Below are 21,433 nucleotides of genomic sequence, written 5' to 3'. Positions count from 1 at the left end.
GCGAGGCCTCAGTAAACAAAACTGACGGGAGCACCGCCTTGTGGATGGGGCAAGATGCCCATCGGAATACCGTAGATATTGCCCAGCACATCGGCCTGCATGATGACATCAGGCCCGCCTTCCGCAATCATTTCGCCGCCTCGCAGCGCCACCAGACGGTCGCAATAACGTGCCGCCATGTTAATGTCATGCAGCACGGCAATCACCGTTAACCCGCGCTCACGGCTGAGTCGTTGAATCAGTGCCAGCACATCAACCTGATGTGCGATATCCAGCGCTGAAGTGGGTTCATCCAGCAACAGGCAGCGGCTATTTTGCGCCACCAGCATTGCCAACCACGCACGCTGGCGTTCGCCGCCTGACAGACTGTCCACCAGACGCCCGGCAAACGGTTTTAGTCCCACCAGCGTAATCGCTTCTTCCACGCGATCGCGATCTTCCTGGCCGTAGCGCCCGAGCGCCCCGTGCCACGGATAACGACCAATCGCCACCAACTCACGCACCGTCATCCCTTCTGCCGCCGGTAACTGCTGCGGCAAATACGCCACCTGGCGCGCAAAATCTTTGCTGCCCCAGTTCTCCACCGCATCACTGTTCAACAGCACCTGGCCTTCACTTGCCGCATGGTGACGCCCCAGCATTTTCAGCAAGGTGGATTTACCCGAGCCGTTGTGGCCAATCAACGCCGTCACTTTACCCGGCGCAAAGGTGAGTGAAAGTGGATGCAGCAACGTGCGTCCAGGTACGCGAAAGCTGACATTATCCAGCGTGAAGGTGGTTTCTTCGTGGTGCGGATGCTGCATGGTGATTCCTGGTTAATTAGCACAAAACCGATCTGATTCTGAAGGGGGCGGCCCTGAGGCCGCCCAAAATCACAACATATTCGCCCTGACGGATCAGAAGCGGAAGGTGGCGGTACCAACGATTTGACGTTCAGCGCCCCAGTAGCAAGCGTAATCACGGTAGCAGCTGGCAACGTATTCACGATCGAACAGGTTGTTGATATTAACACCCACAGAAGAGCCCGGCAGACCGAAACGGCCGAGGTCATATTTCAGCGCTGCGTCGACGGTGGTGTAACCCGCTACGTCGAAGTTTTGGTTGATGTTGTCGCCTGTTGAATACAAACCTTTGCTCTCGCCGATATAGCGCACACCCGCTCCCAGCGTAACGCCGGACAATGCGGTCTCGTGGAAGGTGTAATCGCCCCACAACGTGGCCATATGCTTAGGTACTTGCACCGGCGTTCTGCCTTTCAGCGTTGTATCTTCGGTGTATTCCGCATCGGTGTAGGTGTACGACGCCGTCATATTGATGTTGGCGTTCAGTGCTGCCTTGGCTTCCAATTCAACACCACGAGAACGGATTTCACCGCTCTGCACGCTAAAGTTAACGTTGTTAGGGTCGGTGGTCAGATTCTTCGTTTTTGTCAGCTGATAAATTGCACCAGTAACGACAATTGGACGGTCTTTCGGTACATACTTAATGCCAGCTTCGTATTGCTTAGCACGTGAAGGGTCGAAAGTTTGGCCGCTGGAGGTAGTCCCTGCTGTAGGGATAAAAGACTCGCTGTAGCTGAAATACGGTGCAATACCATTATCAAACACGTAGTTCAAACCGCCACGCCATGTAAATGCCTGGTCGTGATTCTTTTCTTCAACGTTTCCATTGCGATTGAGCGCGGAAGTCATCGCATAATCATAACGGCCTCCTAGCGTGAGCACCCAGCGGTTCCATTCCATCTGATCCTGAGTATATAAACCGGTCTGTTCTTGTTTATTTAGGTATTGGTAAATGAAAGGGGTTCCACCCAAAGTATCATTGCCATACTGAGGATTCACCGCGCTAATAGGCTCAGCACTATCGAAAGCAGCATTAATATCATTACGCGTGCGCTGATAATCCACGCCCATTAGTAAAGTATGGTCGACTGCACCAGTGGCAAACTTTGCTTGTACCTGATTATCCACAGCAAACTGATTGAGTTTTTCATCAGAAACTGCGGAGTTACGGTTGATTTGCAAAGTGTCTTCATCTAAACCAAAGCCATAAATACTGCGGTAATTGGTTCTTAAATCCGCATAACGCAGATTCTGGCGCACCGTCCAGGTATCGTTGAAGCTGTGCTCGAAGTTGTAGCCCACCATCTTGGTGTTGCGCGAAATCTTGTTGCTGTCTTCGCCTTCATCAAAGTTGGTTGGCAGTTTGTAGCTGCTGCCGTCCGGGCGGGTAATGCCGACCACGGTGCCCTGACGCGGCAACCAGCCGTAATAACCGGTTTCCGGCTCGTTCTGGAAATAGGTCAGCAAATCAAAGCGGGTATTGGCATCAGGACGCCAGCTGAACGAAGGCGCGATGGTATAACGCTTCTCTTTGTTCATATCCTGCTGCGCGTCGGCACTGCGAGCCAGCCCCGTCAGGCGATAGCTGTACACGCCGTCATCATCCAGCGATCCGCCGAAATCGAAGCCGGTAGAGAACAGGTTATCGGTGCCCATCTGGAACTGCACTTCACGCAGTGTTTCCTGCGTCGGGCGCTTGCTCACCAGCGACACCACGCCGCCTGGGTTGCTTTTGCCGTACAGCACCGACACCGGGCCACGCAGCAGTTCCGCACGCTCCAGGAAGTAAGGATCAATGGCGAACTCGGAGTAGTTATCCCCCTGCAGCTTCAGGCCATCAAGATATTGGTTAGTGTTGGTTTCGCTAAAGCCACGAATCGACAGCGCATCGATTACGCTTGAGCTGCCGCGGTTACCCGTCAGCACGCCAGCCGTGTAGTTAAACGCACCTTTTACGCTGGTTACAGCGTGCATCGCCATCTCTTCCTGCGTCACCACCGAAACCGACTGTGGGTTTTTCTCAATCGGCGTATCGGTTTTGGTGCCGGTAGCACTGTGCTTGGCGGCAATGGTAGGAGCCGGACCCCATGCGCTTTCCTGCGCGACGGTGTTGCCGCCATTGGCGGTCACCACCACGGTATCTTCTGCCAGCGCCTGTGCGCTCAGCGTACCCAGTGTTAAAGAAATCATTAAAGCGAGCGGACGACGGGAGGTCGCAGCACGTGCAGAACAAGGATTAGAATTTCGCGCATTCATAAAAAAGGATCTCTCGAAAAGGAAACGATGCAGGCGAATGAAAACGAGAATGATTATTAGACGCACGGATTTTAGGCGAAGTTTGGCGAGATCCGCAAGATGTAATGCCTGATGGCGGTGCGTTTGCGACCAGATCGTGCATGTCCATGATCGCGATTAATAAATCACAGGCATGAAAAAGGGCGCCGAAGCGCCCTCTGTTTTCTGCAGCTAACTATTTGCTGCCGAACATATCCTTGATCCAGCCTGCTACGCCATCAGCATCTTTCTGCTCACCCTGCTGCTGCTGAGGTGACTGCTGCTGAGGTTGCGACTCTTGCTGCTGTTGGATCTGCTGCTGTTGCTGGATCTGTTGCTGCTGTTGCTGGCACAGCGCGTTGGGATCCAACGTCCATACCGGCAGTGAACGCCAGGTGCTGCTGCCAGAACCACACACGAAGTTACCGGCAGAGTCGACGTTCATCTGCGTAATATCTTCTGGCGGTGTCAGCACCAGCGGCATTGGCGCCTGGTTGTCGAGATAACGGCGATAAATCTGCATCGCACCGCTTGCACCGTACAGCTTCGACGTCTGGTTGTTGTCGCGGCCAACCCAGGTGATCGCGACCTCTTTGCCATCAATACCCGCAAACCAGCTATCGATCAAATCATTGGTGGTACCGGTTTTACCCGCCAGATGAGCATTCGGATAACGCGCGCCCAGCGCACGGGCGGTGCCGTGATCGGCAACTTGCTGCATGGTGTACAAGGTCATATAAGCAGCCTGCGCCGGCTCAACGCGTTGCGCCTGCGGGAAGCTCTGGTACAACACCGTGCCATCTTCAGCAATCACCGAACGTACCGCCGACAGGTCGGCGCGGTTACCGCCGCTGGCGATCGACTGGAACGCCTGCGCCGCTTCGATCGGTGTCAGGTTAAGTGCTCCCAGTAACATCGCTGGCACCGGATTCAGCTGATCTTTTGGCACGCCCAGCTTCGTCCAGGTATCCACCACCGATGGCAGACCCAATGTCATCCCCAGATTTACGGTAGGCACGTTCATGGAGTTGGTTAAGGCATCCACCAGCATCACTTTGCCGCTGAAACGCTTGTCGTCGTTCATCGGTTTCCAGATGGAACCGTTCGGCTGTTTCAGCGCAATCGGCTCATCCGCCAGCCAGGTGTTCAGACGATAGGTATTCGGCTGGCTCAATGCGGTGAGATAGGTCGCCGGTTTAGCCAGTGAACCGATAGAACGACGCGCCTGCAGCGCACGGTTGTAACCGGCAAACTGCGGATCCGCACCGCCCACCATGGCTCGCACTTCACCACTGAAGCGATCCACCACCACCATCGCGGTTTCAAGGTCCTTCAAGCCACGCTGTTTTTTCAGCGCCGGGATGCCATCTTCAACCGCTTTTTCCGCCGCGTCCTGAGAGATAGGATCGAGCGTGGTGAAGATCTTCACGCCAGACAGATCTTTAATCTTGTCGCCCAGTTTGGCCTGCAACTCGTTACGTACCATCTGCATAAAGGCAGGCTGCGGCGTGATCACGCCCCCTTTCGGCTGCACACCCAGCGGACGCGCCGAGAGCATATCGTACAGCTCCTGATCGATGACGTTCTGCTGTTGCAGCAAACGCAGCACCAGGTTGCGGCGCTCGAGGGCCAGTTTCGGGTTGCGCCACGGGTTATACAGCGAAGCACCTTTCACCATGCCGACCAGCATCGCCTGCTGGTCGAGGCTCAGCTCATCGACGGGACGACCGAAGTAATACAAACTCGCCAGCGGGAAGCCACGGATCTGATCGTTGCCCGCCTGACCGAGGTAAACCTCGTTGAGGTACAACTCAAGGATGCGATCTTTGCTGTAACGCGCATCCATGATCACTGCCATGTAAGCTTCACGCGCTTTGCGCCACAGTGAACGCTCGTTGGTCAGGAACAGGTTTTTCACCAGCTGCTGCGTCAAGGTACTGCCGCCCTGTACCGCTTTACCGGCGGTGATATTGGCAAGGAATGCACGGCCAATCGAATACGGGCTAATACCATCATGCTCATAGAAGTGACGGTCTTCGGTCGCGATCAGCGTACTGACCAGCAGATCCGGGAAGCCCGCACGCGGCACGAACAGCCGCTGCTCACCGTTCGGCGATTGCAGCATGGTGATCAAACGTGGATCAAGGCGGAAGAAGCCAAAATCACGTCCGGTATCGAGGTTTTTAATCTCGCTCAGTTCGTTGTTGCTGAACGTCAGACGGGCGTTGATCTGCCCCTCTTTGCTGTCCGGGAAGTCAAACGGACGACGCAGCAGATCGATGGTGTTGCCTTTGACGCTAAATTCGCCCGGACGGGTAATGCGCGACACTTCGCGATACTGCGTCCCTTCCAGCAGCGCAATCATCTCTTTTTTGTCGTACGACATCCCCGGCTCAAGGCTCACCATGCGGCCGTAAACAGCGGCAGGCAACTGCCACACTTTACCGTCGATGCGGCTGCGGATTTCAGAGTCGAGATAGATGCCCCAGGCCACCATCACGACCACAAAGACCAGGAAAAGCTTAATTAACCAGCCTAACCAACGACGTTTGCCGCGTGGCGGACGTTTTCCTTTCCCTTTACCTTTTGGTGGCACCGGTGTGCTCTCCTCATCGTCTTCGTCAAAATCGTCCTGATCGATATCATCATCAAGCTCCCTGCGGCGACCCCGGCGCGCAGTGCTGCGCGGCGGCTTTGGCGCTTTTCCTTTACGCCCAATAGGTTCGCGATCGTTCCCAGACATGCTTTTATTCTCCAGGCATAGCTACGGCTACGGCCGTTACTCTAACTGCTTTCTCGTGCTGCGCATGGCAGAACCCTCTGAATTCGATCCACAGAGTGTCACGATGAAAATTTCTTGGTGCGCCTTGTCGGTAAGGCGTTTGCCGGATCGTCGGGCCAGGGATGTTTGGGATAGCGCCCTTTCATCTCTTTCTGCACTTCAGGATAGGCTCCGCGCCAGAACGCAGCGAGATCACGGGTGATCTGCAACGGACGCTGCGCCGGTGACAACAACTCCAGCACCAGCGGAATGCGGCCTTCGGCCACCGCGGGATTTTGCGCTTCCCCAAACATCTCCTGCATACGCACTGCCAACGCCGGAGGCTTTTCAGCATCGTAACGAATAGGCAGGCGACTTCCGGTCGGCACAGTGTAATGAGTTGGCAGCACAGTATCCAGCCGCTGACGTTGTGACCATGTCAGCAAATGTAATAATGCGCTGACAAGATTGACGGCCTGCAGGCTCCTGAGATCGCGCACGGAACCCATCTCGGGTAACAGCCAACGCTCCAGTGAGTCGAGCAGGCTCTCATCGTCCAATGGCGGCCACGCCTCTTCCGGCAGCCACTCGGCGGCACAATGCAAACGCAAACGCAGCTGTTCCGCTTCGGGGGGCCAGCCGAGTACCGAGAGCCCTTTTTCGCGGATCCAGCGCAACATCGCCGGGTGTAAAATCTCCGGTTCCGGTCGCGCCTGCGGCTGTGCTTTTAGGACCAGCGCACCCAAGAGTTCCCGTTTCCAGGCGCGCAAAGTCCCTTTCTCCTCATCCCACTCCACATCAATGCGCTGTGACACCAGTTCAGGGCATTGCTGGCGTAACGCACTTATCTCTACCGGCAGCGCCAGTAACATACGGGCTTCGGCGGCACTGGCGCCCTGTAACAGGGTCGGCGCGATTAACCACTCATAGCGGCTCAGGCCATCCTGTTCATCCAGCATGGCGCCAATACCGTTAGCCAGCTGATAGCGTGCGCTTTCGCCTCGCCGCTGCGCCAGCCGATCGGCAAACCCCGCTGCCAGTAAAGAGGGGAACAGATCGGGATTGACGCTGCCGCCGCTGGCATTGAGTCGCTGCTGCCACTGACGGGCGCGGCGTTGCCAGTGAGGCTGAGGCCGGTTGAGTGCATCACGCAGATCTGCGCTACCGCTACGTGGCGGATCTTCCAGAATCGCCACCAGTAAGGCGGCACTGGCGATCGCATCCTTATCCTGTGCCGCGCACAAGATGGCCGTGAGGCGGGGATCGCTGCCCAGCGCCGCCATTTTCCGCCCACGCGCATTCAGCTTCTCGCCTTCCAGCGCCCCCAAACGGGTCAGTAAATCATTTGCCGCGCGTAAGCTGCGCGCGGGTGGCACATCCAGCCAGCTAAGCTGTGACGCCTCCTGGCAACCCCACTGCAATAAATCGATTTGCAGTGAAGAGAGATCGCTGTTGAGGATTTCCGGCTCACTCTGTGCCACCGCGCGCATCGCTTGTTCCTGGGGTAGCAGATGCAAACAGATACCGGGTTCAAGACGACCCGCACGACCTGCTCGCTGCGTCATTGATGCCTGGCTGATACGCTGGGTTTGCAACCGTGTTACGCCACTGCGTACATCAAACTGCGCTGAGCGTTCCAGCGCGCTATCCACTACCAGACGGATGCCTTCAATGGTCAGACTGGTTTCGGCGATATTGGTCGCCAACACCACCTTGCGACGACCGGCGGGCGCAGGCAGAATCGCGCGACGCTGCGCATCCAGAGACAGCGCGCCATATAAAGGAGAGAGATCCACGTCATCGCCGACGCGGGATTCCAGCTCGCGCTTCACGCGTTCAATCTCCGCGACGCCCGGCAGGAACAGCAGCAGCGAACCCGTTTCGTCGCGCAGCAATTGCGCCACTTCTCGTGCTACCGCTTCGTCAAAACGCTGTTGCGGATTGAGCGAGGCATAACGGCGCGTCACCGGGAAGCTACGTCCTTCAGAGACAATTAAAGGCGCATCCGGCAGCAACTGACGCAGCCTCTCGTTATCCAGCGTGGCGGACATCAGCAAGATTTTCAGGTCATCGCGCAGCCCTTGTTGCACATCCAGCAGCAGCGCCAGCGCCAAATCAGCCTGTAGGCTGCGCTCATGAAACTCATCGAGGATCACCAGCGACACACCTTCGAGCATCGGATCGCGCTGCAACATGCGCGTCAGAATGCCTTCGGTCACCACTTCCAGTCGCGTATGGGGGCCGCAGCAGTTTTCACCGCGCATGCGATATCCCACGGTGCCACCGGGCTGTTCCCCCAACTGATCCGCCAGGCGCTGCGCCACATTACGCGCCGCCAGACGACGCGGCTCAAGCATAATGATGCGCCCCGGCAGCACCGACTGCTGTAACAATTGCAGCGGCAGCCAGGTCGATTTTCCCGCGCCGGTGGGTGCCGCCAGTAAAACTTGTGATGACTGAGACAATGCATCGAGCAATGCAGGCAGCACCTCACTTACCGGTAATTCACTCACACTTAACTCCCACTCTGCCTGTGCTAACATGGCGCGCATTGTAGCACTCAACGGTCACGTCACCATGTCGATACAACGCCTGTTTTTTGCCCTCGAACTGCCCGCGCCACTCCAGCAACAGCTGGTACAGTGGCGCGCAGATCACTTTGCAGAAGGGGCAGGAAAACCGGTGGCCGCCGCCAATCTGCATCTGACGCTGGCGTTTCTGGGGGATGTCAGTGCCGAGACCTCGCAGCAGTTACAGCAGTTAGCTTCGCGCATTATCCAGCCCGGTTTCAGCCTGGATTTGGATGATGCGGGACACTGGCCGCGCCCCGGTGTCGTGTGGCTTGGCTGCCAACGTGCGCCACGCGGCTTGTTGCAGTTAGCGAGCCTGCTGCGTGCTCAGGCGGCACGCCATGGCTGCGCCCAGAGTGCACAGCCTTTTCATCCGCATATCACCTTGTTGCGCCACGCCACGCAAAAAGTAGCCTTACCCCCGCGCGGCTTTCACTGGCAGTACGATGTCAGTGACTTTGCGCTGTTCTCATCGACCTTTAGCCAGGGACGCACCCGCTATCGGCGGCTGGCGCGCTGGCCATTGCCCTCTTCGTCAGGAGCCTGAATGCAGTTTGATCCACCGCTAAAACCCGCTCGTCTTATCGCGCGCTATAAGCGTTTTCTTGCCGATGTCGTGACGCCAGAGGGGGAGACACTGACCATTCACTGCGCCAATACCGGCGCGATGACCGGCTGCGCCACGCCGGGTGATACCGTGTGGTATTCCACGTCAGACAGCACCACGCGCAAGTATCCGCATAGCTGGGAATTGACCGAGACACAACAAGGCCACTGGATCTGCGTGAACACCCTCAGAGCCAATCAACTGGTACGTGAAGCCTTAACCCTTGACGCCATTCCAGAATTGTCCGCTTACAGCCACTGCCAACCTGAAGTGAAATACGGTACGGAAAAAAGCCGAATTGACTTTCTGCTGCAAGCGGAGGGCAGATCAAACTGCTATATTGAAGTCAAGTCCGTCACCCTTTTACAGCAGGGTAAAGGCTTTTTTCCGGATGCGGTGACGGCTCGAGGACAGAAGCATCTGCGCGAACTCAGTGCTATCGCGGCAGAGGGTCATCGAGCTGTTTTGTTGTTCGCCGTTCTGCATACGGGGATTGAGGACGTCTCCCCGGCGCGCCATATCGACGCACACTACGCAGAACTACTGGGACAGGCTCAACGCTGTGGAGTGGAAGTGTTGGCGTATCAGGCTCAGATTTCACCTGCTCAAATGTTACTCACTCAGCCCGTCGCCGTGACGATTAACGCAGAGTTGTAATATTTATAGCAATTTGCTGTGATAGGAATGTTCTGGGCGGTGCGCTAAATACGCTGTTCCTCACAGGCTTGTCAAGGTGCGAATATGAATAATTGCCAACCTTGACTGCTTCTGCTATTTATAGCGGCCTGTTTTTTCCCTGATGGGAATCGATATACCCCTTAATAATTCGCGTTGCAGGCAGTCGGTGGTCAATTTAGCCAATGCACATGCAACCTGAAGTATGACGGGAAGGGCGTGTTATCCAGGAGAAACAACATGCAAGAAGGGCAAAACCGTAAAACATCGTCCCTGAGTATCCTCGCCATCGCTGGTGTGGAGCCGTATCAGGTGAAACCGGGCGAAGAGTATATGAACGACGCCCAACTGAGCCATTTCCGCAAGATTCTGGAAGCCTGGCGCAACCAACTTCGGGATGAAGTAGACCGCACTGTGTCGCATATGCAGGACGAAGCTGCGAACTTCCCGGATCCGGTAGACCGTGCCGCACAGGAAGAAGAGTTCAGCCTGGAATTACGTAACCGCGATCGTGAGCGTAAACTGATCAAAAAGATCGAAAAAACGCTGAAGAAAGTGGATGACGACGATTTCGGCTACTGTGATTCTTGTGGTGTAGAAATTGGTATTCGTCGCCTTGAAGCGCGTCCGACCGCCGATCTCTGCATCGACTGCAAAACGCTGGCTGAAATCCGCGAGAAGCAGATGGCAGGCTAATGGCCGTGAGCAGACTGTCGCCGCACTGCCGGGAAAACCACTGTTTTCCCGACGTGCGGTGCACCTCAAAATGAACTCTTCAACCTCTTCCTGCGTCGGGCGTTTCGCTCCCTCTCCTTCTGGTGATCTGCATTTTGGTTCGCTGATAGCCGCCTTAGGCAGCTACCTGAGCGCGCGTGCGCAACAAGGCCGCTGGCTGGTGCGTATTGAAGATATCGATCCGCCGCGAGAAGTGGCTGGCGCAGCCACACGCATCCTGAAACAGCTGGAGCATTATGGCCTGCAGTGGGATGGCGACGTGTTGTGGCAGTCGCAGCGTCATGATGCCTACCGGGAAGCACTGAGCTGGCTGCAACAGCACCGTCAAAGCTACTTTTGTACCTGCACGCGCAGCCGTATTCAGCAGCTTGGGGGGTTCTACGACGGTCACTGTCGGGAATTACATCTCCCTGCAGAGAACGCCGCGCTGCGCCTGCGTCAGCATGCACCGGTTTATGGCTTTGACGATCGCCTGCGCGGTCATTTAGCGGCCGAGCGCTCGCTGGCAGAAGAAGATTTTATTATCCATCGCCGGGATGGTTTGTTTGCTTACAACCTGGCGGTGGTAGTAGATGACCATTTTCAGGGTGTGACGGAAATCGTACGCGGGGCAGATTTGATTGAACCCACGGTGCGTCAAATCGCGCTCTACCAGCAGTACGGCTGGCCGGTGCCTGCGTATCTGCACCTGCCGCTGGCCATCAATGACGATGGCAATAAGCTCTCTAAACAGAATCATGCGCCCGCTCTACCTGATGGGGATGCGCGCCCATTGCTGATATGCGCGTTGCACTTGCTGGGGCAATCGGTTTTGAAGAGTTGGCAAGATGCCACAGTGGAGCAACTGCTCGATAACGCGGTGGCACAGTGGAGTATCCAACTGATCCCACAACAGAACGCGCGAATCACGGATGAGGCGACATCGCCATTCCTAAATGGTTCGCAACAGGCTATGATTAGCCGCTGATTTATTAACACCCTTTTATCACTGTCGAGGTGTCCCATTTTTACCCGAGTCGCAAATTTTTGCCGGAGAGTCCTCAAGCGTGACGAGGAGGCGCCTGAAGAGGTGGAAACTGAAAGTCTGATGACCGTCATTCCCCGTGAAAGCCATAACATCTCACGCAAAGATATCAGCGAAAACGCCCTTAAAGTGCTGTATCGCCTGAATAAAGCCGGTTTCGAAGCTTACCTGGTAGGCGGCGGCGTGCGCGATTTGCTGCTGGGTAAGAAGCCAAAAGACTTTGATATCACCACCAACGCCACGCCTGAGCAGATGCGCAAATTGTTCCGCAACTGCCGTCTCGTCGGTCGTCGTTTCCGTCTGGCACATGTGATGTTCGGTCCTGAAGTGATCGAAGTCGCGACTTTCCGTGGTCATCACCAGGAAGAAGCTGAAGACGATCGCAACAACTCCCAGCGCGGCCAGAACGGCATGCTGCTGCGTGATAACATTTTTGGCAGCATCGAAGATGATGCCCAGCGCCGCGATCTCACCATCAACAGCCTGTATTACAGCGTGGCGGATTTCTCCGTACGTGATTACGTCGGCGGTTTGCAGGATCTGGAAGACGGCGTGATCCGTTTGATTGGCGATCCGGAAACCCGTTATCGCGAAGATCCGGTACGTATGCTGCGCGTGGTGCGTTTTGCCGCCAAGCTGGAGATGCGCATTGCCGCGGAAACTGCCGAGCCGATTCCGCGCCTGGCCACGCTGCTGAATGACATTCCGCCTGCGCGTCTGTTTGAAGAATCCCTTAAATTGCTGCAAGCCGGTTACGGATTCCGTACCTATCAGATGATGCGTGAGTACCATCTGTTCCAGCCGCTTTTCCCTACCCTGACGCGTGGCTTCACCGCCGAAAGCGACAGTCTGATGGAGAAAATGCTGGCTCAGGTGCTGAAGAACACCGACAACCGCATTCAGAACGATATGCGTGTCAATCCGGCCTTCCTGTTTGCCGCGATGTTCTGGTATCCGCAGCTGGAATCGGCCCAACGCATTGCGCAGGAAAGCGGACTGACCTATTACGACGCCTTTGCGCTGTCGATGAACGAAACGCTGGATGAAGCCTGCCGTGCGCTGGCGATTCCTAAGCGTATCACCACCCTGATTCGCGATATCTGGCAGCTGCAGTTGCGCATGTCACGTCGTCATGGCAAACGCGCATGGAAGCTGATGGAGCATCCTAAATTCCGTGCCGCTTATGATCTGCTGGCGCTGCGAGCCGATGTGGAAAACAACCGCGAACTGCAAAGCCTGACCCATTGGTGGGGCGAGTTCCAGGCTGCGGCGCCGGTCGAGCAGAAAACCATGATGAACACGCTGGGCGATGATCCGGTGGCACCGCGTCGCAAACCGCGTCGTCCGCGCCGTCGTCCAACCGGCCCGCGCCGCGATACCAATAGCGCATCATGATTCGTGTTTACCTCGCCTTAGGCAGTAATCTGGCCGACCCGCTGCATCAGGTTGATGCAGCGCTGGCCGCGATTGATGCGATACCGCACACCTCGCGCGTCGCCACCTCTTCGTTGTATCGCACGCCACCGTACGGCCCGCCAGACCAGCCCGATTACCTGAATGCGGTGGTCGCGCTGGACACCACGCTGGAAGCTGAATCGCTGCTCGATCATACGCAACGTATCGAGCTGGAGCATGGGCGTGTGCGCAAAGCGGAGCGCTGGGGACCGCGCACCCTCGATATCGACATCATGCTGTTTGGTCAGCAGACGATTCACACCCCACGTCTCACCGTGCCACACTACGACATGCACAACCGTGCGTTTATGCTGGTACCGCTGCTGGAAATCGCGCCTGGCCTGCGCTTGCCCAACGGTCAGCCACTGACCGGCATCCTCGCCACACTGGATCGCAGCACCATCCGCTTGTGGTCTGAGTAGGCGGCAATAATCGCACTACGGTCGTATCGCCTTTTCAATCAATCCAGTACACTGCGCGCATCAGAAAACTCTGGAGTGTGCGATGAAACCGACAACCATCTCCCATTTACGCCAGCTCAAAGCCAGTGGCCGCAAATTTGCCACCCTGACGGCCTACGACTTTAGCTTTGCCCGCCTGTTTGCCGATGAAGGCATTCAGGTGATGCTGATTGGCGACTCCCTTGGCATGACCGTGCAAGGCCATGAATCCACATTACCTGTCACCGTGGCGGATATCGCTTATCACACCGCGGCCGTGCGCCGAGGCGCGCCGAATGCGTTGGTGATGGCCGACCTGCCGTTCATGAGTTACGCCACACCGCAGCAAACCTTCGATAACGCCGCTCAACTGATGCGTGCCGGTGCCAACATGGTGAAGCTGGAAGGCGGTGAATGGCTGGCAGAGACCGTGCGTATGCTTACCGAGCGCGCCGTGCCGGTCTGTGGTCATCTAGGCCTGACGCCACAGTCAGTGAACATCTTTGGTGGCTACAAGGTGCAGGGCCGTGATGAAGCGGGCGCGGAGCGTTTGCTGGCCGATGCACTGGCGCTGGAAGCCGCCGGAGCACAATTGATGGTGCTGGAGTGTGTGCCGGTGGCGCTGGCAGAGCGTATCACCAAAGCGTTGAGCATTCCGGTCATCGGTATTGGTGCGGGTAACGTCACCGATGGACAGATTCTGGTGATGCACGATGCCTTTGGCATTACCGGCGGCCATATTCCTAAATTTGCCAAAAATTTCCTCGCGGAAACCGGCGACATTCGCGCGGCAATTCGCCAGTATATTGCCGACGTTGAGGCGGGCATCTACCCAGCCGCCGAACACAGTTTCCAGTAAATCAGGAGATTTGCAGTGCTGATTATTGAATCGCTGCCGATGCTGCGACGAGAAATTCGTCGCTGGCGGCAGGAAGGCAAACGTATCGCGCTGGTGCCCACCATGGGCAACCTGCATGACGGCCACCTGACGTTGGTGGATGAAGCGCGCGAGCGGGCCGATATCGTGGTGGTTTCGATTTTCGTCAACCCGATGCAGTTTGAACGCGCCGATGACCTGGCGCGTTATCCCCGCACCTTGCAGGACGATTGCGAGAAGCTCAATCGTCACAGCGTCGATTTGGTGTTTGCCCCTGCGCCAGCGGATGTGTATCCCAAAGGGCTGGATAGCCAGACCTTCGTTGAAGTTCCGGGGTTATCATCACTGCTGGAAGGTGCCAGTCGTCCCGGTCACTTCCGCGGTGTGTCCACTATTGTGAGCAAACTGTTTAATCTGGTGCAGCCCGATATTGCCTGTTTTGGTGAGAAAGATTTCCAGCAGTTAGCCATTATCCGCAAGATGGTGGCCGACATGGGCTTCGATATCGAGATTGTCGGCGTGCCAACCGTACGCGCGCAAGATGGTTTGGCGTTGAGCTCACGTAACGGTTATCTCACCAGCGAAGAGCGCGCGATCGCTGCGGGTCTGAGCCAGGTGATGAACAGCATGGCCGAGCGTCTGAACAACGGCGAACGCCATGTTGAAGAGATTATCGAAACGGCCGAGGCCGCATTGCGTGAGAAAGGCTTCCGCCCTGATGGACTGGCCATTTGCGATGCCGACAATTTGCAGCCGCTGACGGTGGATAGCCAGCGCGCCGTGATTCTGATGGCCGCCTGGTTGGGGAATGCGCGCCTGATCGATAATCAGCAAGTGGATCTGACGGAGTGACCTCCGTCGTTTAATCGCAGCTTAATAAGGTTATCCCGTTATGATTCGTACCGTACTTCAGGGCAAACTGCACCGCGTGAAAGTTACGCAGGCAGATTTGCACTACGAAGGTTCCTGCGCCATCGACCAGGATTTTCTTGATGCATCCGGCATTCTGCAATACGAAGCCATCGACATTTATAACGTCACCAACGGTCAGCGTTTCTCCACCTACGCGATTGCCGCTGAGCGTGGCTCGAAGATCATCTCCGTCAATGGTGCCGCCGCCCGTTGTGCCTGTGAAGGTGACATCATGATCATCTGCTCTTATGTGCAGGTGGAAGATGAAGTCGCCCGTAGCTGGCAGCCCAAAGTCGCTTATTTCGAAGGCGACAACGAGATGAAACGCATCGCTAAAGCGTTGCCGGTTCAGGTGGCTTGATACAACGGGGGCGGCCATTCGGCCGCCCCCGTAAAACTTAAGTCCGCAATCCGCGACCGCGCTGAATCAACGCATACACCAGTACGTAAAACACCACGATAAAGGCAATCAGCACTGACAGGGTAAACACCAGCGGCACATCATTGATGCCGAGGAAACCGTAGCGGAATCCACTGATCATATATACCACCGGGTTCAGTTTCGACACCGCCTGCCAGAACGGCGGCAGCAGCGTCAGCGAATAGAACACCCCCCCCAAATAGGTTAACGGTGTCAGCACGAAGGTGGGGATCAAGCTGATATCGTCAAAGGTACGCGCAAACACCGCATTCAGCAGGCCAGCCAGCGAGAACAGAATCGCAGTCAGCAGCAGCGTCAGGGCCACCATTGACCACGAGTGCACGTGGAACGGCACAAAGAACAGCGAAATCGCCGTCACCAGAATACCAACGCACACGCCACGCGCCACGCCGCCGCCAACATAACCGGCGATGATAATGTGCGTGGGCACCGGCGCCACCAGCAGCTCTTCAATATTGCGCTGGAATTTAGCACTGAAGAATGAAGAGGCCACGTTGGCGTAAGCGTTGGTAATCACCGCCATCATGATCAGACCCGGCACGATGAACTGCATATAGCTGAAGCCATGCATATCGCCGATGCGTGAACCAATCAGGTTACCGAAGATGATGAAATAGAGCGTCATGGTGATCACCGGTGGCACCAGCGTCTGAATCCAGATGCGGGCAAAACGGTTGATCTCCTTGGCCCAGATGCTCTTGAGCGCCACCCAGTATAAATGTGTCATGCTTTCACTCCTTTACCCTGGGTCAGGCTGACGAACAGCTCTTCAAGGCGGTTCGCTTTGTTACGCATACTCAGCACCTGCACGCCCTGCGCACTCAGCTGGCTGAACACGCTGTTGAGCCCCTGCTCACGCATCACTTCCACTTCCAGCGTAGAGGTATCCACCAGGCGATACTGGAAGCCTTCCAGCTGCGGCAGCGGACTACGCGGCGCCAGATCGAGGATGAAGGTTTCCGATTGCAGCTTTGACAGCAGGCCTTTCATCGAGGTGTTTTCCACCAGCTCACCGCTCTGAATAATGCCGATATTGCGGCACAGCATTTCTGCTTCTTCCAGGTAGTGCGTGGTGAGAATAATGGTGGTGCCTTTGATGTTGAGATCTTTCAGGAAGGTCCACATTGAACGACGCAGTTCGATATCGACACCTGCGGTCGGTTCATCCAGAATCAGCAGTTTTGGCTCGTGCATCAGCGCACGTGCGATCATCAAACGGCGTTTCATCCCGCCCGACAGCATGCGTGCACGCTCGTTGCGTTTGCCCCACAGATCGAGTTGGTTAAGGTATTTTTCCGCGCGCTTGTTAGCTTCAGAACGCTCCACGCCGTAGTAACCCGCCTGATTGACCACAATCTGCATCACGGTTTCAAACGGGTTAAAGTTGAACTCCTGCGGAACCAGACCCAGCTGGCGTTTCGCATTGACCACGTCTTTTTCCAGGTCATAGCCAAACACCCGCACGCTGCCGCCGGATTTATTCACCAGCGAACTGATGATGCCGATAGTGGTCGATTTACCCGCGCCGTTTGGCCCGAGCAGTGCGTAAAAATCGCCTGCCTCAACGTTGAGATCAAGCTTCTTCAGCGCCTGAACGCCGCCGGGATAGGTTTTGGTGAGCCCGGAAAGTTCCAGTGCATAAGTCATTGCGAATCCATACCCTGTTGTAGTGACATCAAAGCCCTATGAAATGATAGTGCGCTCACGCCGAGCATGCGGGGTTATTCAGAGATAACGAGTGAAAAATCAAAGATGAAGCGCTGAGCGATAACCCGCGACACTTTACCACTCTGCATGCGGTAGGGGAACGCAAGCGCAGCCCGTCAGTCATTGACTCGCGGGCTGCGCATCTTATCGCAGGCTGGCGGGATTAGCCTTGGAAGATTGTGCGGTTATTCACCGGTCGGGATAACTTTGCCAATATACGGCAGATGACGATAGCGCTGCGCGTAGTCGATACCAAAGCCGACCACGAACTCGTCAGGAATGGTGAAACCAACGTATTCCACGGTCACTTCCACTTCGCGACGCTCTGGTTTATCCAGCAGCGTGCAGATGGCCAGTGACTTTGGCTCGCGCAGGCGCAGGATCTCGCGCACTTTGCTCAGCGTGTTGCCAGAATCGATGATGTCTTCCACGATCAGCACGTCTTTGCCGCGAATGTCCTCATCCAGATCTTTCAGGATTTTCACGTCGCGAGTCGATGACATGCCACTGCCGTAGCTGGAGGCGGTCATAAAGTCGACTTCATGCGGGACATCGATGGCACGGCAGAGATCGGCCATAAACATAAAGGAGCCACGCAGCAGACCCACCAACACCATTTCGCTGCCGCTGCTACGGTAGTGTTCGCTAATCTGCTTGCCCAGTTCGGCAATACGGGTTGCAATCTCCTGCTCAGAGATCATCACGTCGACGGTGTGTTTCATTGCATTCGCCTGGTTAAGGTTTTCAGAAAGCCACGAAGTCTATCATAGTCGAACCAACCTCTAACGCCGCGCACAGAACGCAAACGATACCGTGGCAAAATTTATTGCGCTGGCCTTAACTACAGAAAACCCACCCGCACTCTCACCGGTATTCTCTGGAGATCCTATGGCCGCTTCATCCAGTAAAAAAACACAGATTGGCACCCACGATCTGCATCCGGAAACGCAGATGCTTAATTACGGTTACGATCCGCGGCTATCGGAGGGCGCAGTCAAACCTCCTGTATTCCTGACTTCGACCTTTGTGTTCAACAGCGCCGAAGAGGGACGGGACTTTTTTGATTTCGTTGCCGGACGTAAGCAGCCGCCGGAGGGCAAGAGCGGTGGGCTGGTATACTCACGCTTTAACCATCCCAATAGCGAGATTGTGGAAGATCGGTTGGCCATCTATGAACAGGCAGAAAGTGCCGCGCTGTTCTCCTCCGGAATGTCGGCCATTGCCACCACGCTGCTGACGTTTGCGCGGCCAGGTGAAGTGATTTTGCATTCGCAGCCGCTGTACGGCGGCACTGAAACGTTGCTAAGCAAAACGCTGCACGATTTAGAGATTAAAGCCGTCGGCTTCAGCGATGGCACCGATGAAGACAAAGTGTATGAAGCAGCCAAACTGGCGTGGCAGCGCGGTCGTGTGGCGCTGATTCTGATTGAGACGCCGGCCAACCCGACCAACAGCCTGGTGGATATTCAGCTGATGAAGCAGGTAGCAGATGTCATCACCCAGCAGCAAGGTTCGCGCCCGATTCTCGCCTGCGATAACACCTTGCTCGGCCCGCTGTTTCAACGTCCTTTGCAGCACGGTGCAGACTTGTCGCTCTACTCGCTCACCAAATATGTCGGCGGCCATTCGGATCTGATTGCCGGTGCGGTGCTGGGCAGCAAAGCGCTGGTGAGCAAGGTGCGATCGCTGCGCAGTGCCATCGGCACCCAACTTGATCCGCACTCCAGCTGGATGATTGGACGATCGCTGGAAACGCTGTCGTTGAGGATGGAGAAAGCCGCCAGCAATGCAGAAAAAGTCGCCGCGTTTTTGCGTGATAATCCGCAGGTAGAAAAATTGCACTGGCTGCCCTATCTCGATGCGGACACCTCTGCGGGTGAAACCTTCCAGCGACAATGCAGCGGCGCAGGTTCCACCTTCTCGTTCGATATCAAAGGCGGCCAGCCGGCAGCATTTCGTTTTCTCAATGCCCTTGCGTTGTTTAAATTGGCCGTGAGCCTGGGCGGTACCGAATCACTCGCCAGCCATCCGGGCAGCACCACCCATTCCGGCGTGCCGCAGGAAGTACGCCAGCGTATTGGCATTACCGATGCCACGGTACGTTTGTCGATTGGTATCGAACATGCTGATGATTTGATTGAGGATATCCAGCTGGCGCTGGAAGCGGCTCAGGCCTAATCACTTGCCTGGCACGCTCAGTGCGTGAAGGGCGGCGTTGACCAGGCATCGAGCAGCTGGATAAGGCTGCCCGATGTCCAACCTCGTGTGCTGCCGTAAACCAGGCCACTTGTGCCCTGCCCCTGTAACAGGAAATCAGGCCATTGGCGCCCTGATACTGCTGAGCAGTCAATGTCCCGTTTATGCCCTGGTATTGCTAAACAACCCGCAGCGAAGACGTTTAGGCTTCGCTGCGGTGTGGCAGTCACTTAGCCGACGGTGAAGCCCAGCATCATGCCCGTATCTTCATGCTCCAGCAGATGGCAATGCGCCATGTAGGCGTTATCGGCATTGGCAACGTAGTTAAAGCGCACCAGCACCTCACTGCGCCAGCCGTTGACGCTGACCATGTCTTTCCAGCCTGCACGATGCGGCGCTGGCGGCTTGCCGTTTTCTGACAGGATGCGGAACTGGGTGCCATGAATGTGGAACGGATGCAGCATGGCATCGCCCTCACCGGAAATGGTCCATTTTTCCACTTTTCCGAGTTCGGCGTTAAACATCGGCTTGGTCATGTTAAACGCCTGACCGTTGATTTTATTGCCGTTGTGGAAATCGTAAGCCACTGTTTTTGCGTGATCCATCGGCATACTGCCATGGTCCATCTTCATGGCACCGCCGCTCATGTCCATGTTGCCATGATCCATCCGCATCGCCCCCCCCTTCGAGTCCATGTTGCCGTGATCCATTTTCATCCCGGCCATGGCTTGATGACCGTAACGATCCATCAGCGCCTGCATGCCTTGTTGATCCAGTTGCGGATCCATCATCAGTTGTAGCCAGCGGCTTTGCACGCCTTCCACTGATGGCAGCGGCGGCAGATCCACCAGCTTATCCGGCATAGAACCACTTGCCATCACGCGCAGTGGCAGAATTTGCACCAGCGGCAAGGGTTGATCAAAGGGTGCCAGCGTCATGCCCATCTGCGTCACCGGCAGCGTCACCATGTCGAAGGTTTTGCCGTCTGAAGTATCAATCATCACTTCGAACCGCTCGCCAGGCAGCAGCGGCAGGCTATCCACTTTTACCGGCTCGGCCAGCAAACCGCCATCGCTGGCAATCACGTACATTGGGCGCTTATCACTGGTGGCGATATCCAGCGAACGGGCATTGCAGCCGTTTAACAGACGCAAGCGCAGCCAGCCGCGTGGCACCGCTTGCTGCGGATACTGCACGCCGTTGGTTAACATCATGTCACCAAACCAGCCCACCGCCGCGCGCATGATGTCGAGTTGGTAATCGATTTTTGCGCCGTCTTTGGTCAGCTGTTTATCCTGGAAAATCAGCGGCACGTCATCTTCGCCCCACTGCATCGGCAGACGCAATTTGCCGGAATCTTCATCCTCTAACAGCACCAGTCCCGCCAGCCCCTGCGCCACCTGATAGCCGGTTTTGCCATGCTGATGCGGATGGAACCAACAGGTGGCAGCCGGTTGATCGGGCGTAAAGGTCACCTGACGTGAGGCACCGGGCGCAATCAGTGCTTGCGGTCCACCATCAACATCGCCAGGAATTTCCAGACCGTGCCAGTGCAATGTCGTTGCTTCCGCCAGCCGATTATGAATATTCACCGTAACGGCTTTCTCGCGCGGCAACCGCAGCGCCGGGCCGAGCAGACTGCCGTTATAGCCCCACGTCGGGACGGATTTGCCGTTCCATTGGCTGGTGCCACTCATTGCGGTGAGCGTGTACGCTCCGCGTGCATCGGGCTGCAAAATAGAGGGGATCGGTAACAGCGGGCGCATCGCCGCCATTAACGAACGGCTCCACAAAGGCAGCGCACCTGCCGCGCTGAGTGCGGCGGTCAACTTTAGAAAATGACGACGTTGCATATTCTTATCCTTGTCGTGAATAAGGGCACAGCGTAAACCTTTACCCTGCGGGAGGGTCAAGCC

General features: G+C 56.1%; 18 protein-coding genes. 10 read left to right on the top strand and 8 right to left on the bottom strand.

Annotated elements, in window-relative coordinates:
- Positions 1-8 precede the first annotated feature (8 nt).
- The 4 genes from fhuC to hrpB form a co-directional block, all read right to left on the bottom strand.
- Positions 9-803, bottom strand: a complete 795-nt coding sequence (gene fhuC / locus F3J37_RS14950; protein ID WP_058960861.1) for a Fe3+-hydroxamate ABC transporter ATP-binding protein FhuC — start codon at positions 801-803, stop codon at positions 9-11.
- A 93-nt stretch (positions 804-896) separates the two neighbouring features.
- The gene (gene fhuA / locus F3J37_RS14945; protein ID WP_166934105.1) at positions 897-3,098 is read right to left on the bottom strand and encodes a ferrichrome porin FhuA; all 2,202 of its coding nucleotides are present in this window, start codon (positions 3,096-3,098) and stop codon (positions 897-899) included.
- Between the two features lie 214 nt (positions 3,099-3,312).
- On the bottom strand, positions 3,313-5,859 hold the full coding sequence (gene mrcB / locus F3J37_RS14940) for a bifunctional glycosyl transferase/transpeptidase (protein ID WP_058960863.1): 2,547 nt from the start codon (positions 5,857-5,859) through the stop codon (positions 3,313-3,315).
- Positions 5,860-5,957: 98 nt separating this feature from the next.
- Positions 5,958-8,429, bottom strand: coding sequence for an ATP-dependent helicase HrpB (gene hrpB / locus F3J37_RS14935; RefSeq protein WP_166934103.1), 2,472 nt, complete (start codon positions 8,427-8,429; stop codon positions 5,958-5,960).
- A gap of 25 nt (positions 8,430-8,454) precedes the next feature.
- On the opposite strand from hrpB, the gene thpR reads away from it, so the two are divergent.
- The 9 genes from thpR (at position 8,455) to panD (ending at position 15,533) form a co-directional block, all read left to right on the top strand.
- On the top strand, positions 8,455-8,994 hold the full coding sequence (thpR, locus tag F3J37_RS14930) for an RNA 2',3'-cyclic phosphodiesterase (RefSeq protein WP_166934144.1): 540 nt from the start codon (positions 8,455-8,457) through the stop codon (positions 8,992-8,994).
- Positions 8,995-9,711 (top strand): DNA/RNA nuclease SfsA, encoded by a 717-nt coding sequence (gene sfsA, locus F3J37_RS14925; RefSeq protein ID WP_166934101.1) that lies wholly within the window; start codon positions 8,995-8,997, stop codon positions 9,709-9,711.
- A 258-nt stretch (positions 9,712-9,969) separates the two neighbouring features.
- Positions 9,970-10,425 (top strand): RNA polymerase-binding protein DksA, encoded by a 456-nt coding sequence (gene dksA / locus F3J37_RS14920; RefSeq protein ID WP_034829547.1) that lies wholly within the window; start codon positions 9,970-9,972, stop codon positions 10,423-10,425.
- 70 nt (positions 10,426-10,495) lie between these two features.
- Positions 10,496-11,431 carry a tRNA glutamyl-Q(34) synthetase GluQRS gene (gene gluQRS / locus F3J37_RS14915; protein WP_166934099.1) on the top strand — a complete coding sequence of 312 codons (936 nt, stop codon included), beginning with the start codon at positions 10,496-10,498 and terminating at the stop codon, positions 11,429-11,431.
- Positions 11,432-11,467: 36 nt separating this feature from the next.
- Positions 11,468-12,883, top strand: a complete 1,416-nt coding sequence (gene pcnB, locus F3J37_RS14910) for a polynucleotide adenylyltransferase PcnB (RefSeq protein WP_205625007.1) — start codon at positions 11,468-11,470, stop codon at positions 12,881-12,883.
- Positions 12,880-13,365 carry a 2-amino-4-hydroxy-6-hydroxymethyldihydropteridine diphosphokinase gene (gene folK, locus F3J37_RS14905; protein ID WP_034829553.1) on the top strand — a complete coding sequence of 162 codons (486 nt, stop codon included), beginning with the start codon at positions 12,880-12,882 and terminating at the stop codon, positions 13,363-13,365. Before pcnB ends, folK begins: the two co-directional genes overlap by 4 nt.
- Before the next feature lie 82 nt (positions 13,366-13,447).
- A complete protein-coding gene (gene panB, locus F3J37_RS14900) occupies positions 13,448-14,242 on the top strand; it encodes a 3-methyl-2-oxobutanoate hydroxymethyltransferase (protein WP_166934097.1) in 795 nt (264 codons plus the stop codon).
- A gap of 15 nt (positions 14,243-14,257) precedes the next feature.
- Complete coding sequence (gene panC / locus F3J37_RS14895) at positions 14,258-15,112, top strand: pantoate--beta-alanine ligase (RefSeq protein WP_038648994.1); 855 nt, start codon at positions 14,258-14,260, stop codon at positions 15,110-15,112.
- Positions 15,113-15,152: 40 nt separating this feature from the next.
- Positions 15,153-15,533 carry an aspartate 1-decarboxylase gene (panD, locus tag F3J37_RS14890; protein WP_034829560.1) on the top strand — a complete coding sequence of 127 codons (381 nt, stop codon included), beginning with the start codon at positions 15,153-15,155 and terminating at the stop codon, positions 15,531-15,533.
- Positions 15,534-15,570: 37 nt separating this feature from the next.
- Here the strand turns inward: panD and F3J37_RS14885 are convergent, their stop codons facing one another.
- The 3 genes from F3J37_RS14885 to hpt form a co-directional block, all read right to left on the bottom strand.
- Positions 15,571-16,341: an ABC transporter permease gene (locus F3J37_RS14885; protein WP_034829563.1), complete on the bottom strand. Its 771-nt coding sequence runs from the start codon at positions 16,339-16,341 to the stop codon at positions 15,571-15,573.
- Positions 16,338-17,261 carry an ABC transporter ATP-binding protein gene (locus F3J37_RS14880; protein ID WP_097118370.1) on the bottom strand — a complete coding sequence of 308 codons (924 nt, stop codon included), beginning with the start codon at positions 17,259-17,261 and terminating at the stop codon, positions 16,338-16,340. Before F3J37_RS14880 ends, F3J37_RS14885 begins: the two co-directional genes overlap by 4 nt.
- A 245-nt stretch (positions 17,262-17,506) precedes the next feature.
- A complete protein-coding gene (gene hpt / locus F3J37_RS14875; protein ID WP_039331277.1) occupies positions 17,507-18,043 on the bottom strand; it encodes a hypoxanthine phosphoribosyltransferase in 537 nt (178 codons plus the stop codon).
- 166 nt (positions 18,044-18,209) lie between these two features.
- Between hpt and F3J37_RS14870 the strand changes: the two genes are divergently transcribed.
- Entirely contained in the window at positions 18,210-19,499 is a 1,290-nt protein-coding gene (locus F3J37_RS14870; RefSeq protein ID WP_166934095.1) for a cystathionine gamma-synthase family protein, read from the top strand.
- Positions 19,500-19,747: 248 nt separating this feature from the next.
- Here F3J37_RS14870 and cueO read toward each other — a convergent pair whose 3' ends face one another.
- Complete coding sequence (gene cueO / locus F3J37_RS14865; RefSeq protein WP_166934094.1) at positions 19,748-21,370, bottom strand: multicopper oxidase CueO; 1,623 nt, start codon at positions 21,368-21,370, stop codon at positions 19,748-19,750.
- Between the last annotated feature and the right edge of the window lie 63 nt (positions 21,371-21,433).

The sequence above is a fragment of the Candidatus Pantoea communis genome, assembly GCF_011752685.1.
GTDB classification, from domain to species: domain Bacteria; phylum Pseudomonadota; class Gammaproteobacteria; order Enterobacterales; family Enterobacteriaceae; genus Pantoea; species Pantoea communis.
Note: the sequence above shows the minus strand (reverse complement) of the source record. Positions and strands in the feature narration are given on the sequence as shown.

What these genes read in the sequence shown, in the direction of transcription:
- fhuC (WP_058960861.1), bottom strand. Translation starts at nt 803, where the DNA reads ATGCAGCATCCGCACCACGAAGAAACCACCTTCACGCTGGATAATGTC.
- fhuA (WP_166934105.1), bottom strand. Translation starts at nt 3,098, where the DNA reads ATGAATGCGCGAAATTCTAATCCTTGTTCTGCACGTGCTGCGACCTCC.
- mrcB (WP_058960863.1), bottom strand. Translation starts at nt 5,859, where the DNA reads ATGTCTGGGAACGATCGCGAACCTATTGGGCGTAAAGGAAAAGCGCCA.
- hrpB (WP_166934103.1), bottom strand. Translation starts at nt 8,429, where the DNA reads ATGCGCGCCATGTTAGCACAGGCAGAGTGGGAGTTAAGTGTGAGTGAA.
- thpR (WP_166934144.1), top strand. Translation starts at nt 8,455, where the DNA reads ATGTCGATACAACGCCTGTTTTTTGCCCTCGAACTGCCCGCGCCACTC.
- sfsA (WP_166934101.1), top strand. Translation starts at nt 8,995, where the DNA reads ATGCAGTTTGATCCACCGCTAAAACCCGCTCGTCTTATCGCGCGCTAT.
- dksA (WP_034829547.1), top strand. Translation starts at nt 9,970, where the DNA reads ATGCAAGAAGGGCAAAACCGTAAAACATCGTCCCTGAGTATCCTCGCC.
- gluQRS (WP_166934099.1), top strand. Translation starts at nt 10,496, where the DNA reads ATGAACTCTTCAACCTCTTCCTGCGTCGGGCGTTTCGCTCCCTCTCCT.
- folK (WP_034829553.1), top strand. Translation starts at nt 12,880, where the DNA reads ATGATTCGTGTTTACCTCGCCTTAGGCAGTAATCTGGCCGACCCGCTG.
- panB (WP_166934097.1), top strand. Translation starts at nt 13,448, where the DNA reads ATGAAACCGACAACCATCTCCCATTTACGCCAGCTCAAAGCCAGTGGC.
- panD (WP_034829560.1), top strand. Translation starts at nt 15,153, where the DNA reads ATGATTCGTACCGTACTTCAGGGCAAACTGCACCGCGTGAAAGTTACG.
- F3J37_RS14885 (WP_034829563.1), bottom strand. Translation starts at nt 16,341, where the DNA reads ATGACACATTTATACTGGGTGGCGCTCAAGAGCATCTGGGCCAAGGAG.
- F3J37_RS14880 (WP_097118370.1), bottom strand. Translation starts at nt 17,261, where the DNA reads ATGACTTATGCACTGGAACTTTCCGGGCTCACCAAAACCTATCCCGGC.
- hpt (WP_039331277.1), bottom strand. Translation starts at nt 18,043, where the DNA reads ATGAAACACACCGTCGACGTGATGATCTCTGAGCAGGAGATTGCAACC.
- F3J37_RS14870 (WP_166934095.1), top strand. Translation starts at nt 18,210, where the DNA reads ATGGCCGCTTCATCCAGTAAAAAAACACAGATTGGCACCCACGATCTG.
- cueO (WP_166934094.1), bottom strand. Translation starts at nt 21,370, where the DNA reads ATGCAACGTCGTCATTTTCTAAAGTTGACCGCCGCACTCAGCGCGGCA.